This window comes from Micromonospora sp. NPDC047074 (genome assembly GCF_040643815.1).
Classification (GTDB): domain Bacteria; phylum Actinomycetota; class Actinomycetes; order Mycobacteriales; family Micromonosporaceae; genus Micromonospora.
Genome location: NZ_JBEYVB010000002.1, coordinates 89,034 through 103,990, shown reverse-complemented (window position 1 = coordinate 103,990; position 14,957 = coordinate 89,034). Strand labels below are relative to the sequence as shown.

The following is a 14,957-nucleotide window of genomic DNA, read 5'->3' as shown; positions in this document are numbered from 1 at the left end:
TCATTGCGGGCCGAGCCCAGGACCGACCACGCCCCGCCCGCCCTTTGCTCTGCAGCCACATGCGCACCAGTAACCCTGAGTGCCTGTTGCGTATGTGGCTGCAGAGCAAAGCGTCCGGAGGGCAATGGGACGGGGGCCAGGAACTGACTACTTAGCGCGACGATCAGCGGCCCGATGAGCACCAGGGCAGGCACCGGGGCCAACGCGCCAGCGGCACCCGGCTGGTCAGGACGGTCCGGTCAGGGGGCTGCCGTCGCCTGAGGACGGTCGTCGCGTACGTGCACCAGCATGTCGCCGGTCTCGATGACCGCGCCGGCCTTGTCGGCCAGGGTCACCACCTTGCCCCGCCGCACCAGGGCGATGACCAGCGATTCCAGCTCACGGGGCGAGCGGCCGACCTCGGCCCGCTCGGCGGAGCGCATCGCCAGCGCCATGCCCTGGCCGGGGGTGAGCAAATCCTCCACCACGTCGATCAGCGGCGGGGCCGACGTGGACAGACCCAGCAGCCGGCCGGCGGTGGCCGAGGAGACGATCACGTGGTGGGCGCCGCTCTGCTTGAGCAAGGGGGCGTTCTCCGCCTCCCGCGCGGCGGCGATGATCCGCACCTGCCCGGCGGTGAGCTGCCGCACGGTCAGCGCCACCAGGACGGAGGCGTCGTCGCTGTCGGTCGCGATGATCACCGCCTTGGCGTTGCGTACGTGCGCCTCGTTGAGCACCGACGAGCGGGTCGCCGAGCCCTCGATCGCCACCAGGCCGGCCGAGGTGGCCTGCCGCAGGGCCGGCCCGCTGCGTTCCACGACCACGATCCGGGACTTGTCCAGCCCGTTCTCGAGCAGGGCGGAGACCGCGCTGCGGCCCTTCGTGCCGTAGCCGCAGATGATGACGTGGTCCTTCACGGCTCTCCTCCACCGCGACAGGCGACGCCCGGTGCGGTACTGCTCGGTCAGCACTTCCAGGGTGGTGCCGACCAGGATGATCAGGAAGATCACCCGGGCCGGCGTGATGTAGACGACGTTGACCAGCCGGGCGGCCTGGCTGACCGGGGTGATGTCGCCGTATCCGGTGGTCGAGAGGGTGACCACCGCGTAGTAGAAGCAGTCGAGCAGGGTCAGCGCGTCCTCGTTGACGTCGCGGTAGCCGTCCCGGTCGAGGTAGACCACGGCGACCGTGGCGAAGACCAGGCCGACAGCGGCGGCCAGCCGGAGGCTGAGCGCGCTCAGGGGGCCACGTCGCTGCGCGGGAAAATGGATCACGTGAGAGCCTGCCCCGGCTCCGTCGTCGCCTGCACGACCACAACATAGCGGCCGGCACGGATCTCGCACGGCGGGGTCGCACAGACCGGAACGGGGACCGCATCCGGCACGACGCGGAGCCGGCGGGGCCTCCCCGAACGCCGGTTGGGGGCATGATGGGGTTGTTCCCCGGACGACGAGCCCGAGAGTGAGGCCGGCATGTCGTTGCTGCGACGAGTGATCGGCGAGGTGCTGCGCCGGCTCCGGCTGCGCCAGGGCCGCACGCTACGCGAGGTGGCCGAGACCGCCGGGGTGTCGGTCCCCTACCTGTCCGAGGTCGAACGCGGTCGCAAGGAGGCCTCCTCGGAGGTGCTCGCGGCGATCTGCCGGTCCCTCGGCATCCACCTGTCCGACCTGTTGGAGGAGGCGCGTGACGACCTGCGCCGGGTCGAGCCGCGCATTCCGGCGGCCCCCCGGCACAGCCAGGCCCGCCTGGAGCTGGCGGAGGCCGGCCGCCCCGATGCCGCCGCCCCTGCGGCCCCCCGGGTCGGTCCCCGGACCGGTGGCCCACTGCTCCACCTGGGGCCTCGGGCGGGCGGTCCGACGCTCCGGGTCAGGCGTCCCGCCTCCGACCAGGGCGGTCGCTCCGGCCCGCGTACCCGCCTCGCACTCGGTTGTGCGCGGTCGCGGTCGGGCGGGCGGCGGCTGACCGCCGTCTAGCCCGGCCGGTTCTGCCGGCGGCAGATCTGCCCCCGGCAGAACGGTTGGGCTGCCGCGCGCCGTCCCGCGCAGGCTGGAGAGGCCGGTCCCCCGGGCGCCCGCCGGCCGCCCGCCGGCACGGCCAGGAGGGCGGACGCGATGATCGGTCTCGACGTGCGGATGTTGGACGCTGGGCAGCCGTCCTTCGGCGACCAGGTGTACGAGCGGTTGTTGAAGGAACGGATCATCTTCCTCGGCACCGAGGTGACCGACGCCTCGGCGAACCAGATCTGCGCCCAGATGCTGCTGCTCGCCGCCGAGGACCCGCAGCGGGACATCGTCCTCTACATCAACTCGCCGGGCGGCTCGGTGAGCGCGGGGATGGCCGTCTACGACACGATGCGCTACGTCGGCAGCGACGTGGCCACGGTGGCGCTCGGCTTCGCCGGCTCGATGGGGCAGTTCCTGCTCTGCGCGGGGACGGCCGGTAAGCGTTACGCGCTGCCCCACTCGCGGATCATGATGCACCAGCCGTCCGGCGGTTTCGGCGGCACCGTCGCGGACATCACGATCCAGGCGGAGAACATGCTGCACGTGAAGCGGACCATGCAGGAGCTGATCGCCCAGCACAGCGGGCGTCCCCTGGAGCAGATCCAGCAGGACTGGGACCGGGACCGCTGGTTCACCGCCGAGGAGGCCCGCGAGTACGGCCTCATCGATCGGGTGATCACGACAGCCGAGCAGCTTCCGGCGAGCTGACGGGCCCGTGCGCGCCGTCGCTACTCCGCCACGTTCGGCGAGTACCTTCACTGACACGGTGAACTGCCACGCCGGTCACCGTGTCACGACGATGACGGGGGAGTCAGATGATCGGTCGACTGCACTCGGTGGTCCTGGACTGTCCGGACGCCGAGAAGCTGGCGGAGTTCTACGTCGAGCTGACCGGCCTCGAGTGGGCGGACAGCGACGGGGACTGGGTGACGCTGCGGGGCCCGGACAGCCATCCCCGCCTCTGCTTCCAGAGCGTCGCCGACTACCAGCCGCCGCAGTGGCCGGATCCGACCTTCCCGCAACAGGTCCACCTCGACGTGGAGGTGGACGACATCGAGGAGGCCGAGCAGGCGGTGCTCCGGCTGGGCGCGACCCTGCTCCGGGGCGGCGGCCGCCACTCCCGCGGCTACCGGGTCTACGCCGACCCGGCGGGGCATCCGTTCTGCCTGGTCTGGGGTCAGGACTGAGGGCGACCACTCGGGACGGGCCGCGGGCGGGCTACACGGTCGGCACCACCATCGGGGTGCCGGTCGCGGGGTTCGGCATCACCATGCTCGGCAGGCCGAACACCTCCCGCATGAGGTCCGCGTCCACCACGTCGGCCGGCGGCCCCTGGGCGACGACCCGACCGTCCTTCATCGCCACGACGTGATCGGCGAACCGGCACGCCTGGTTGATGTCGTGCAGGACCGCGACGATCGTGCGGCCCTCGTCCCGCAGCCGCGCGAAGAGCGCGAGCAGCTCGTACTGGTGGGTGATGTCGAGGAACGTGGTGGGCTCGTCGAGCAGCAGGTACGGCGTCTCCTGCGCCAGCACCATCGCGATCCAGACCCGCTGCCGCTGGCCGCCGGAGAGTTCCTCGACGGGCCGCTCGGCCAGGTCCGCGACGCCGGCCACCGCCATGGCCGACCGGACGGCCTCCTCGTCGGCCGCCGAGCCGGTGCCGAGCAGGGACTGGTGGGGGTAGCGGCCCCGGGCGACGAGCCGCCGGACGACGATGTTCTCCGGCGCGACCAGGCCCTGGGGCAGGAACCCGACCTGCCGCGCGAACGGCTTCGGCCGGTGGGCGGCGACGTCCCGGCCGTCGAGGCGTACCGTGCCCGACGAGGGCGTGAGCAGCCGGACGAACGCCTTGAGCAGCGTCGACTTCCCGCACGCGTTGGGCCCGACGATCGCCGTGAACGCGCCGTCCGGGACGGCCAGGCTCACCCGCGTCGACACCACCCGCTCGCCGTAGCCGAGCGTGACGTCTTCCGCGGTCAGGCGGCTCTTCACCGTCGTTTCACCTCCATGCCGAGCAGCCAGATGAGATAGCAGCCGCCGATCGCCGTGGTGACCACGCCGACCGGCAGCGCGACCGGCGCCAGCAGCAGTTGCGCGACGAGGTCGGCGGCCAGCAGCAGCACCGCGCCGGTCAGCGCCGCCGGCACCAGGGGCACGCCCACGGCCCGGGCGAGCCGACGGCCGATCTGGGGCGCGGCGAGGGCGATGAACACGACCGGCCCGGCGACGGCGGTCACGGTCGCGGTGCACCCCACGCCGGCCAGGACCATCAGCAGCCGGAGCCGACCCAGGCGTACGCCGGTGGTGCGGGCGACCTCGTCGCCCAGCGCGGCCTGGTGCATGGCGTGCGAGACGACGACGAGCAGCAGCGCGAACAGGCCGATGACGGCGAACGGGAGCCGCACCTCGGCCCAGTCGACGCCGTTGAGCGAGCCGGCGTTCCACCCGGTCGCGGCGAGCGCCACGTCGATCTCGGCCCGCAGCACCACCCAGGAGTTGAACGCGGTGAGCATCGCGTTGACGGCGATCCCGACGACGACCAGCCGCAGGCCGCTGAGCCCGGAGTCCAGGGAGAGCAGGTAGATGACCGCGGCGGCCAGCAGCCCGCCCGCCACCGAGCCCGCCGCGAGCTGCCCGGCGGTGCCGTTCAGCAGCGTGATCGCCACCAGCGCACCGGTGTACGCGCCGGCGTCGAGGCCGATGACGTCGGGGCTGCCCAGCGCGTTGCGGGTCAGGTTCTGGAAGACCGCTCCGGCGAGCCCGAGCGAGGCGCCGAAGACCAGCGCCGCGGCCACCCGCGGCAGCCGCCACTCGCGGATCACGAAGGCCGACTCGCCGCCGGAGAACAGGGCCGTGACCACCTCCGCCGGGGTGGCCCAGTCCTGGCCGTGGCAGAGGCCCAGCAGGGCGAGCGCCGCCGCGACCGCGACGAGCCCCGACGACACGACGGCCGTACGCCGTTCGACCTCGACCAGGACCGGCCCCGCCCGCAGGGTCAGCGTGCTCACAGCGCCGCCGCCCCGTAGCGACGGACGGCCCAGATCAGCACCGGCCCGCCCAGGAACGCCGTGACGATCGACACCGGGACCTCGCCCGTGGGCAGCAGCACCCGCGCGCCGACGTCGGCGACGAGCAGCAGGACCGGCCCGAGCAGCACCGAGTACGCCATGATCCACGGAATCGAGTCGACCGCCATCCGCCGCGCCAGGTGCGGGACCATGAGGCCGACGAACGCGATCGGCCCGGCGACGGCGGTCGCGACGCCGGTGAGCAGGGTGACCAGCACCAGCACGGCGACCCGGATGCGCGTCACGTGGGCGCCCAACGCGTGGGCGACGTCCTCGCCGAGGGCCAGCGCGTTCAGCGGCCGGGTCGCGGCCAGCGCGGCGACCAGGGCGGCCACGGTCACCAGCACGGGCAGCAGCAGCGGCGTCTGCTCGGTGCCGGCCAGCGCGCCGACCGACCAGAACCGGTACCTGTCGAAGACGTCGGGGAAGGTCAGCCGCAGCCCGAGGGAGACGCCCATCAGGACCCAGCTCAGCGCGACGCCGGCGAGGACCAGACGCAGCGGCGAGGCCCGCCCGACCGCGTAGACGGCGACCGCGGCGACGGCGGAGCCGGCGACCGCGAGCGCCACCTGCCCGGACTGCGACCCGGCGACGCCGGCCAGGACTCCCAGGTTGATGGCGAACCCGGCCCCGGCGGTCACCCCGAGGATGCCGGGCTCGGCCAGCGGGTTGCGGGTCAGCGCCTGGATCAGCACCCCCGCCGCGCCGAGGGCGGCGCCGACGCAGACGCCGAGGATCGTGCGGGGCAGCCGGATGTCGCGTACGACGAGGTGGTCGGCGGTGCCCGCGAAGTCGGTGAGCGCCCGCCAGACCTCGGCCACCGCGACGGCGCGGGCACCCACGGCCAGGCTCGCGCCCGCCGCGACGACGAGCAGCGCGGCGGACACGAGCAGGAGGGGCGCCCGCCGGGACAGGTCAGTCTTCAAGCCCGGCGATCCCGCGTTTCCAGTAACCGGTGATCAGGGAGTCCAGGCGGTCCCGGCTCCAGGCGCGCAGCGGCCTGATCTCGGTCGCCTCGCCGGCCGCGAAGAGGAAGGTCCGCCCGACCGCCGGCAGGCGCAGCGACCGCACCTGCTCCGCGAGCGTCGAGCGGGTGCCCTCGCGCACCAGCCAGGTCACCGCCACCCGGTCGCGCGACGCCAGCGGGTAGTCCCGTTCGGCGGCGTCGTCGATTTCGATCACGACGTGGGCCGACACGTCGGCCGGGGATTCCTCCAGCCACCGGCCGACGGCCGGCAGCGCGGTGCCGTCGACCGCGAAGACGTAGTGGTCGTAGCTGTGCGGGAACGCCTTCGCCCCGGGCGGCCCGGCGATCGTCACCTCCTCGCCGACCGCCGCCGACGCGGCCCAGGTCGAGGCGACGCCGCCGTCGTGCAGCACGAAGTCCAGGTCGATCTCCTGGGCGGTTGCGTCGTACCGGCGCACGGTGTACTTGCGGGAGGTGGGCGAGGGCCTGGGCCAGTCGAGCGTCCCCTCCCGGTTCTGGACGGGGTCGCGCCGGGTGCCGTCCGGATCGGGGAAAACGATCTTGATGTGGTCGTCGGCCTGGTAGGTGTGGAAGCCGGCGAGGCCCGGGCCGCCGAGCGTCAGGCGCAGCATGCGCGGGGTCAACTGCCGCCGGGCGACGATCCGGACGCTCCGCACCCCGACCGGGTAGCCGATCCGGGCCACGCCGCTGCCGGCGCGGTGATGGGCGGCGACCCGCCCGGCCGGGTCGTGACGATCGATGGTCATCGGGCGAGCAGCGGCGCGAGCGCCTTGTCGACGGAGTCGAGGGCCTTGAGGGCCGACTCGTACGTCGCCGCCTCCGTGTACTGGAGCGGGAACACCCGGCCGGCCTTCACGGCGGGCAGGTTCTTCCACAGCGCGGAGTCGAGCACCTGCTTCACCGACTCGCCGGGGGTGCCGTCGGGCTGGACCGTGTACGTGATGGCGTCCGCCTCGCCGAGGCTCTCCGGCAGCTCCTCGATCGCGGGGTACTCGCTCACGTCGCGCCCGCCGCCGCCCTTCTCCTTGACCTCGCCGTAGTAGGTCACGCCGACGTCCTGGGCGATGTTCGTGCCCCACGCCTTGGCGAACTCGCGCTGGAACGTGCCCTTGGCCGCGTCGCCGTAGCCGCCCAGGTGCCCGAACTTCAGGCCGGCGAGCGCGTCTCCGTACTTGGCCTTCAGCTCGCCCGCCTTCTTCTCGTACGCCTCCTTGGCCGCCTGGAAGTGCGCCGTGCGGCCGGCGGCGTCGGCCTGGCGGCGGGACAGCTCGCGCCAGGCGTCGGGCACCGTCGGGCCGATCGCGACGACGGGCGCGATGCTCTCCAGCCGCTTCATGTCGATGTCGACGAGGGCCGGCTGCGGCACGCCGATCACGATGAGGTCCGGCTTGGCGGCGGCGACGGCCTCGTAGTTGGTCTCCGCAGCCGCCTCGCCGGCCACCTTGGGCAGCCCGTCGTAGGTGGCCCGGTCCTGCTCCGACATCATCGCCAGGCCGCGCTTCCAGGTCGAGATCCCCACCAGGGCGGCGTCCGCCTCGATGAGGGCCGGCACCGCGTAGCCGGTGGCGACGACGCGCTTGGGGTCGGCCGGGATGCTGATCTCGCCGTTGTCGGCGGCGAAGACGCGGGTGCCGGAGCCACCGTCGGACGTCGCGGCGGATTCGGCGCCGTCCGACCCGCAGCCGGCCAGCGCGGCGAGCGCCACGGCGGCGGCGACGGTCAGACGCCAGTGCTGTCGTACGGACATCTACTGATCCTTCGAACGGCTTCAGGGGGGTGGCAACCCCGCTGGGCTGCGAAGCTTAGGCTAGCCTTACTTGCGCTTCCGGGATGTCGAGGAGAGGTCAACCCATGTCGGGGAGAGGTCAGAGTGTGACCGTCACGGATCCCCTCACGGCGGATCCGGTCAGCTGCGAGGAGTTCGGCTACGGCCTCGGCCGGCCCGACGGCATCCTCGTCCTGCGCTACCGCTCGGTGACCCGGCTGGCGCTCGGCGAGAGCCGGCAGGACTTCCTGCACCAGGTCTACTGGTCGCCGGACGGCCTGCTCTCCGCCCAGCACGGCCGGCACACCAGCTTCATCGGCCCCGACGAGGCCTTCTGGTCCCACCGGGCGGTGACCCACGAGGTACGGGCGGCGGACCGGCAGACCGTCTACCGGATCTGCCTGCGCGAGGTGCCCGCCGCCCTCGACGGGCTGCGCGCCGGCGCCGTCGCCATCGACGCCGAGGCGGCCCGGCTCGTCCTCGCCCTCACCGACCGGGAGTACGACGAGCGCGACGCGCCCGTGGACCGCCGCCGCATCATGGCCGGGCTCGGCCCGTCGTCACCGCCGGTCGGCGACCGGCCGGCCGGCGGCCAGGGCGTCGCGGTGACGGTCGCCATGGCACTGGCACACGACCCGGGCGACCCGACCCGCCTCGACGAGTGGGCCGACCGCCTGCACGTCAGCGTCAAGACGCTGCAACGCGACTTCGCCCGCGAGTTCGGCATGTCGTACTCGCAGTGGCGGACCAGGCTGCGCCTGCGAGCGTCACTGGCACTGCTGGAGACCCGGCCGGTCGGCGAGGTCGCCCACCGCATCGGGTACGCCAGCCCGTCCGCCTTCATCGCCGCCTTCGCCCGGGAGTACGGCTGCACGCCGGGTCGCGCCGCCGCGAGGATCCACACCGGGGACGGCGCCGACGACCTCCCACCCCTGCCGCCGCCCCCCGCCCGGCGGTAGCGGGACGCCGTACGTCTTCTCGCCGCTCCCGCTCCGTGGCGGCGCCGTCTTCTCGCTGCTCCCGCTCCGTGGCGGCGCCGTCGACCCCGCGCTCCGTGGTCGGCAGGATGGGAGCCTGCGCCGAAAAAGCGTTCGGCGGATCACGGTGGCCGCTGCTAGTTTCTCGGGGACCGTGCGAGAGACCGAGGAGGTGGTACCCGTGAACGTTTCGACATGGGTGCTCCCCTCTGGGGTCACGGTCGGGCGATAGGTCGTCCGGGAGCGCCGTTCGTGAGCACTCCCGAAAGGCACGACCATGCGATTCACTGCTGAACAGCGCCTCGATGACGGGGTCGTCGAACGCGAATTCACCCTCGGCGAGATCCCCGGCATCCTGTGGACGCCGGGATCCGCGTCCGCAGCGGTCCCGCTGATCCTGCTCGGTCACCCCCCGCTCGGACTGCGCAAGATGTATCCCCGCCTGGTGGCTCGGGCCCGGCACTCCGCGGCGGAGGGCTTCGCCGCGGCCACCATCGAGCTTCCCGGCAGCGGTGACCGGCCTCGATGGGCCGCCGCCGAGCAGGCCCGCGCCGACTTGCGCCGGGCCCTGGCGGCCGGCGAGCCGGTCAGCGACGAGATCATCGACGCCCTCGTCCTCCCGCTCGTCGACAGGGCGGTCCCGGAATGGCAGGCCGCCCTGGATGCCCTGCTGTCGCTGCCGGAAATCGGCGGCCCGGTCGGGTACTCGGGGGGAGTGATCTCCGTCGGCATCCGGCTGGCGCTGGTCGAGCCGCGCATCGTGGCCGCCGGGCTGTTCGCCGGGAGTTTCGTGCCTCGCAGCATGTTCGAGGAGGCTCGCCAGGTCACCATTCCGCTGCACGTCTTGCTGCAGTGGGACGACGAAGGAAACGACCGGCAAGCAGCCCTGGACCTGTTCGACGCCTTCGGGTCCAGAGAAAAGACGCTGCACGCCAACATGGGCGGACACACGGGCGTCCCGCAGTCCGCAGGGGACGACGCAGCCAGGTTCTTCGCCCGGCATCTGCGCTAGTGCTGTGACCTCGACCGGATGCCGCACGCGTACGGGACCCGCCACCGTCACAGCCTGACCGCCGCAACGCCGGCCGACGGCGTGTCAACCAACACCGTAAACGCTCGTGGTCACGGCACCGGTACGTCATTCGCCACTCGCGGTCGCGTCCGGCCCGCCTGTCGTCGCACCGGGAACGCGGTTCCGGCCGGGGCGGCACGCCGTCCGGGACGGCGGGGGCGGGAGCCGTCGGCTGACGACCCCCGCCCCGGTCCGGGTACTGCCACCCGGCGTAGATCTGGAGCGTTACCCGGCGTAGGTCTCGAACTCGGCGACCTTCGGCGCGCCGCCCGAGCTGGTGATCCTGAAGGTGATCTTGGTCAGCGAGGTCCGGGCGAAGGTGATGGTGCCCGCCCCGCTGCCGGAGGCCAGCACGGCGCCGGTGCCGTGGTTGACGACCTGCCAGGACCCGATGCTGCCCTGGGTGCCCGACGGCTCACGGATGATGATCCGGGACACCGCGGTCGCGGAGCCCCACTTGATCGAGATGTCCCCGGTCGCGCCCGACGGGGACCAGTAGGTGCTCAGGCTGCCGTCCCGCACGTTGCCGTAGCTCGTACCGTCGGCCTTGCTGGAACCGTCGGAGCCGGCGCCGATGCTGAGGTTGTTCCCGCTCGGCGGCGGGGTCGTCGGCCCGGGGGTGGGGCTGTTGGTCGGCCCGGGCGTCGGACTGGTCGGGCCCGGCGTGGGGGTGGTCGGCGACGGCGACGGCGACTGCGGCGTGCAGTTGCCGTCCGACTCCCGCAGGCCCGTGTTGGCGCCGGCCGTCTGGCGGACGATGTCCGGCACGCAGTTCGCCCCGTCGAGGCGGTAGGAGTACGGGATGCTGACGGTGGTGTTGGACACCGGGTTCGGGCCGGCGGGGTTGTTGTCGCCGCTGCGGGCGGACCAGGTCACGTTGTCGAAGATGTTGCCGCTGACCTGCCAGTAGCCGGCCTCGCTGGTGTAGAACGTGCCCAGGACGTCCTTCGAGTTCCGGAAGTAGTTGTTGTCCACCTTGGCCCTGCCGCCGGCCCGGGAGTTGATGCCGGACTCGTGCAGGCTCACGTAGTGGTTGTTGTAGATGTGGGCGATGCCGCCGCGCAGCAGCGGCGTACGGGAGTCGATGTTCTCGTACAGGTTGTGGTGGAACGTGACGAAGCCGTTCGAGCGGTCGCTCTCGCTGGACCCGATGAGGCCACCCCGGCCGGAGTTGCGCAGGATGCTGTACGACAGGGTCACGTACTGGACGTTGTCCTTCATGTCGAAGAGACCGTCGTAGCCCTCCGACTCCCCGCCCGAGGCCTCCAGGGTGGCGTGGTCGACCCAGACGTTGCGGACGGTGCTCTCCATGCCGATGGCGTCACCACCGTTGGACGTGGGCGAGCCCGACTTCTTGACGTTCCGGACGGTCACGTTCCGGATGATGATGTTGCTGGAATCGCGGATGTGGATGCCCAACTGGTCGAAGACGGCACCGCTGCCGACCCCGATGATCGTGACGTTGCTGATCTGCTTGAGCTCGATCACGCCGTCGGCGGTGTTGCAGCTGTCGCCCGACACCTTGCTGGTGTTGCCGTGGTTGATGGTGCCCTGGACCTCGATGATGATCGGGGTGCTGCTGCTCGCCCGGGTGCACAGGGCCGTGTGGATCCCGGTCCCCGTGCTGACCCGTACGGTCTGCCCGCCCGCGCCGCCGGTGGTCCCGCCGTTCTGGGTCGCGTAGCCGGTGGCGCTTCCGGCCGCCGCCGACGCCTGGTGCGTCGGCAGCAGCGCCACACCGATCGCGGCCCCGATGGCCGTCGTGGCCAGCGCCGCCTGGAGTCGCAGTGCGACTGGTCGTCTCATCCTTGCCTCACCTTCGTCCTCGAATGCTGGTGTTGCTGCCAAGTCCCGTGGTCGGTCCGGCGGCCGTCGGGCCCGCCGACCTGTCGCCTGCGGCCGGGCCGCTCGTTGCCTGCCCGGGGACGCTCTGTCCCGCTGCCGATCCGGTCGGCGCTCGCTGCCGCGACCTGGGCGGACGACTCGTCAGCGTCGCCCTCGAAGGTCACCGAGACGCGATTTCGTCATGGCGTACACCCTTCGTTCCGTGGCGCGTCGACGTCCTGGGTGGAGCCCCCCGCGACGGATCGGTAGCGGCTCAGGGCGCAAGTCGCTGCAGGTGGGGGCGAGGTCCGCCGTCCACCTGGACGATCCGGGTGCGTTCTGGAAAGCGCTTTCCACAGCGAGGATAGGGAGCTGTCTATTGGCCTGGCAAGGGCACGTCCGGATTACGGGGCAATGTCCTGCGTGTGAACAATAAGAAGGCGCCCGCGGCCCGCTGCCGGCGTTCCAAGGCCGAGGCGACGTACGCGGTGCGGCCGCGCTGCCGCCGCCTGCACCGCCACTGACCGGCGCAGGCGGCGGATTCCGCCGCGGCAGCGCGGCCCTCGCAGGCAGCGAGGCAGCACCTGCGTGTCGGACGTGCGGGCTACGGTCGCGCACATGACGCCGGTGATGGACGACCCTGACGAGATCGCCGCGGCCCTACGAGGAACGGCTCTGGACGGGCATCCGGTGGAGGAGGGCATCGGAAACACCTTCCTGATCACCGGCGTAGTGCCGGAACAGCTCCTCGACGCGTGGCGAGCGGCGCGCTCGGCGTTGCCGGAGACCGGCCGCTGGCCGATCCTGACCGGTCCCGGCGAGCTCTGTCACGAGCCGACGGCCGAGGAGGTCGCTGCGCTGGCCCACGCCGCCCGCACTCTGGACCCGTGGTCCGTCTATCGACGCTGGCACGACGACGAGCCGATCTCCGAGGAGGCACTGGACAGGCACCTGACCAGTTCGCTGAACGTCGACCTCGGTCCACTGGCTCGACGTGAGTTGACACTGCCGACGACCCGTACAGCGATCGAACGATGGATCTGGGAGCTGTTACTGACCGATCCGGCACTCGCGGAGCGCGGCCACCGGATCGCCGCAAGCTTCGTCGGCACCCGAACCTGGTACACGCCACGAGAGGTGCAACTCGTACTGCTGCCGACGTCCACGCAGTGGCTGGCACCTGCCTGGATCAGCTACTTCGGAGCCACCCGCCCGCAGGGAACGGAAGGACTCGCCGCGGCCATCCGGCAGTGGGAACGGCAGTGGGGGGCCGAGCTGGTGGCCTGCTGGTCGACCATGCTGCAGTTCGTCGTCACCCGACAGCCGGAGCCCGGCGAACAGGCGTGGCAGCTCGCCAAGCAGCTCCTGGCCGTCGGCGGCAATCTGCAGATGGCCCCGTGGCAGCTCGCGCTTGCCGTGACCCGAAGCGACGCGTGGTTCCTGCACGACCGCCCCTGAGTCCTGACCAGCGGCTCCGCCGGCGGTCAGGACTCGCGGTCGAACAGTCGCTTCGACCAGAGGTACCCGCCCAGCGCGATCACGGCGCACCAGGCGAGCGCGATCCACGCGTTGTTGCCGATCGGCTTGTCCATCAGCAGGCCGCGCAGGGTCTCGATGATCGGCGTGAACGGCTGGTACTCGGCGAACCAGCGCAGACCGGCCGGCATGGAGTCGGTGGGAACGAACCCGCTGCCGAGGAAGGGCAGCAGCACGAGCGGCATGGGCAGGTTGCTCGCGGTCTCGACGCTCTTGCTCACCTGGCCGAGCGCGACGCACAACCAGACGAGCGCGAAGGTCACCGCCATCAGGAAACCGGCCGTGGCCAGCCAGGCGCCAGGCCCGGCGGTGGGCCGGAAGCCGACCAGCAGCGCCACGCCGATCACGATCGCCAGGCTGATCATCGTCTGGATCATGCTGCCCAGGACGTGTCCGGTCAGCACCGATACGCGGGCGATGTGCATGGTGCGGAACCGGGTGATGATGCCTTCGGTCATGTCCATGGCGATGGAGATCGCGGTTCCCTGGACCGTGGCCGTCACGGTCATCAGGATGATCGCGGGCGCCACGTAGTTGGCGTACGCGGCGCGCCCGCCGGCTGCGCCGACCGTCCCGCCGAGCCCGGCACCCAGCGTGCCGCCCAGCACGTAGACGAACAGCAGCAGGAAGACGACGGGCATCCCGACGATCGTCACGGTCATCGACGGGTACCGCAGCATGCGGGTGAGGTTGCGGCGCAGCATCGTCGCCGAGTCGCGTAGCGGATGGAAACGGAGGCCTGCCGGAGCCGGGCCGGTGAGGGCGGGAGTGCTCATCGGGTGGTCACCTTCTCGTGGGTGGAGTTGCCGGTGAGGGCGAGGAAGACGTCGTCGAGATCGGGGGTGTGCACGGACAGCTCGTCGACCTCGACGGCCCGGTCGTCGAGCCGACCGATCAGGGTCTTCAGCGAGCGCAGGCTGCCGTCGCTGGGCACCCGCAGGGCGAGGGAGTCGTTCTCGCGTGAGGCCTCGTCGAGCAGGCTCATGGCCGCGTCGAGGCTCTGCGGGTCGGCGAACCGCAGGCGGACGTGCCCACCGGGGATGCGGCGTTTCAGCTCCTCCGCGGTTCCCTCGGCGACCACCCGGCCGCGGTCGAGGACCGCGATCCGGTCCGCCAGCTCGTCGGCCTCCTCCAGGTACTGCGTGGTCAGGAAGATGGTGACGCCACCGGCCACCAGATCCCGGACGATCTGCCACATGTCCCGGCGGCTGCGCGGGTCGAGTCCCGTGGTCGGCTCGTCGAGGAAGATCACTTGCGGTCTGCCGACCAGGGTCATCGCCAGGTCGAGCCGCCGCAGCATTCCCCCGGAATAGGCCGATGCCGGCTTTCCCGCCGCCTCGGTCAGGTCGAACTGTTCGAGCAGTTGGGCGGCGCGCCGACGGCCCTCGCCCCGGGTGAGATGGTGCAGATCCGCCATCAGCCGCAGGTTCTCGTCGCCGGTGAGCAGCTTGTCCACCGCGGAGAACTGACCGGTGACGCCGATCGCGGCGCGCACCGCGTCCGGTTCGCGGGCGACGTCGTGCCCGGCGACCCGGACGTCGCCGGCGTCGGCGCCGAGCAGGGTGGACAGGATCTTGACGGTGGTGGTCTTCCCGGCACCGTTCGCGCCGAGCAGCGAGAAGACCGTTCCCGGTGGCACGTTCAGATCGAGACCGTCGAGCACGACATGGTCGCCGAAAGCTTTCCGTAGCCCGGTCGCGGCGATGGCCGGCCGGGATTGCGTACGGGTCATTGGTTGCCTT

General features: G+C 71.9%; 15 protein-coding genes. 6 read left to right on the top strand and 9 right to left on the bottom strand.

The window, feature by feature from the left end:
- Positions 1 to 239 precede the first annotated feature (239 nt).
- Positions 240 to 1,253, bottom strand: coding sequence for a potassium channel family protein (locus tag ABZ809_RS04155; RefSeq protein WP_357560931.1), 1,014 nt, complete (start codon positions 1,251 to 1,253; stop codon positions 240 to 242).
- Positions 1,254 to 1,451: 198 nt separating this feature from the next.
- On the opposite strand from ABZ809_RS04155, the gene ABZ809_RS04150 reads away from it, so the two are divergent.
- From ABZ809_RS04150 to ABZ809_RS04140, 3 genes are all read left to right on the top strand, one after another.
- Entirely contained in the window at positions 1,452 to 1,952 is a 501-nt protein-coding gene (locus tag ABZ809_RS04150) for a helix-turn-helix transcriptional regulator (RefSeq protein WP_357560930.1), read from the top strand.
- Positions 1,953 to 2,090: 138 nt separating this feature from the next.
- Positions 2,091 to 2,690, top strand: coding sequence for an ATP-dependent Clp protease proteolytic subunit (locus ABZ809_RS04145; protein WP_357560929.1), 600 nt, complete (start codon positions 2,091 to 2,093; stop codon positions 2,688 to 2,690).
- A gap of 107 nt (positions 2,691 to 2,797) precedes the next feature.
- On the top strand, positions 2,798 to 3,169 hold the full coding sequence (locus tag ABZ809_RS04140; RefSeq protein ID WP_357560928.1) for a VOC family protein: 372 nt from the start codon (positions 2,798 to 2,800) through the stop codon (positions 3,167 to 3,169).
- Between the two features lie 31 nt (positions 3,170 to 3,200).
- On the opposite strand, the gene ABZ809_RS04135 is transcribed toward ABZ809_RS04140, so the two are convergent.
- From ABZ809_RS04135 to ABZ809_RS04115, 5 genes are read right to left on the bottom strand one after another with little or no spacing between them, the layout of a single operon-like run.
- Positions 3,201 to 3,977 carry an ABC transporter ATP-binding protein gene (locus ABZ809_RS04135; protein WP_357560927.1) on the bottom strand — a complete coding sequence of 259 codons (777 nt, stop codon included), beginning with the start codon at positions 3,975 to 3,977 and terminating at the stop codon, positions 3,201 to 3,203.
- Complete coding sequence (locus tag ABZ809_RS04130; RefSeq protein WP_357560926.1) at positions 3,974 to 4,993, bottom strand: iron chelate uptake ABC transporter family permease subunit; 1,020 nt, start codon at positions 4,991 to 4,993, stop codon at positions 3,974 to 3,976. Before ABZ809_RS04130 ends, ABZ809_RS04135 begins: the two co-directional genes overlap by 4 nt.
- Entirely contained in the window at positions 4,990 to 5,979 is a 990-nt protein-coding gene (locus ABZ809_RS04125) for an iron chelate uptake ABC transporter family permease subunit (RefSeq protein WP_357560925.1), read from the bottom strand. The genes ABZ809_RS04130 and ABZ809_RS04125 overlap by 4 nt, the downstream gene beginning before the upstream one ends.
- A complete protein-coding gene (locus ABZ809_RS04120; protein ID WP_357560924.1) occupies positions 5,969 to 6,787 on the bottom strand; it encodes a siderophore-interacting protein in 819 nt (272 codons plus the stop codon). Before ABZ809_RS04120 ends, ABZ809_RS04125 begins: the two co-directional genes overlap by 11 nt.
- Positions 6,784 to 7,788, bottom strand: a complete 1,005-nt coding sequence (locus ABZ809_RS04115; protein WP_357560923.1) for an ABC transporter substrate-binding protein — start codon at positions 7,786 to 7,788, stop codon at positions 6,784 to 6,786. Before ABZ809_RS04115 ends, ABZ809_RS04120 begins: the two co-directional genes overlap by 4 nt.
- 125 nt (positions 7,789 to 7,913) lie before the next feature.
- Here ABZ809_RS04115 and ABZ809_RS04110 point away from each other — a divergent pair, with 125 nt between their 5' ends.
- Both ABZ809_RS04110 and ABZ809_RS04105 read left to right on the top strand, forming a co-directional pair.
- Positions 7,914 to 8,765 carry an AraC family transcriptional regulator gene (locus tag ABZ809_RS04110; RefSeq protein WP_357560922.1) on the top strand — a complete coding sequence of 284 codons (852 nt, stop codon included), beginning with the start codon at positions 7,914 to 7,916 and terminating at the stop codon, positions 8,763 to 8,765.
- Positions 8,766 to 9,060: 295 nt separating this feature from the next.
- Complete coding sequence (locus tag ABZ809_RS04105; protein WP_357560921.1) at positions 9,061 to 9,795, top strand: alpha/beta hydrolase; 735 nt, start codon at positions 9,061 to 9,063, stop codon at positions 9,793 to 9,795.
- A 285-nt stretch (positions 9,796 to 10,080) separates the two neighbouring features.
- On the opposite strand, the gene ABZ809_RS04100 is transcribed toward ABZ809_RS04105, so the two are convergent.
- Positions 10,081 to 11,661 (bottom strand): pectate lyase, encoded by a 1,581-nt coding sequence (locus ABZ809_RS04100; protein WP_357560920.1) that lies wholly within the window; start codon positions 11,659 to 11,661, stop codon positions 10,081 to 10,083.
- A gap of 636 nt (positions 11,662 to 12,297) precedes the next feature.
- Here ABZ809_RS04100 and ABZ809_RS04095 point away from each other — a divergent pair.
- Positions 12,298 to 13,137: a DUF4253 domain-containing protein gene (locus tag ABZ809_RS04095; protein WP_357560919.1), complete on the top strand. Its 840-nt coding sequence runs from the start codon at positions 12,298 to 12,300 to the stop codon at positions 13,135 to 13,137.
- Positions 13,138 to 13,163: 26 nt separating this feature from the next.
- Here ABZ809_RS04095 and ABZ809_RS04090 read toward each other — a convergent pair whose 3' ends face one another.
- Positions 13,164 to 13,991, bottom strand: coding sequence for an ABC transporter permease (locus ABZ809_RS04090; protein WP_357560918.1), 828 nt, complete (start codon positions 13,989 to 13,991; stop codon positions 13,164 to 13,166).
- A complete protein-coding gene (locus ABZ809_RS04085) occupies positions 13,988 to 14,947 on the bottom strand; it encodes an ATP-binding cassette domain-containing protein (protein ID WP_357560917.1) in 960 nt (319 codons plus the stop codon). The genes ABZ809_RS04090 and ABZ809_RS04085 overlap by 4 nt, the downstream gene beginning before the upstream one ends.
- Positions 14,948 to 14,957 lie beyond the last annotated feature (10 nt).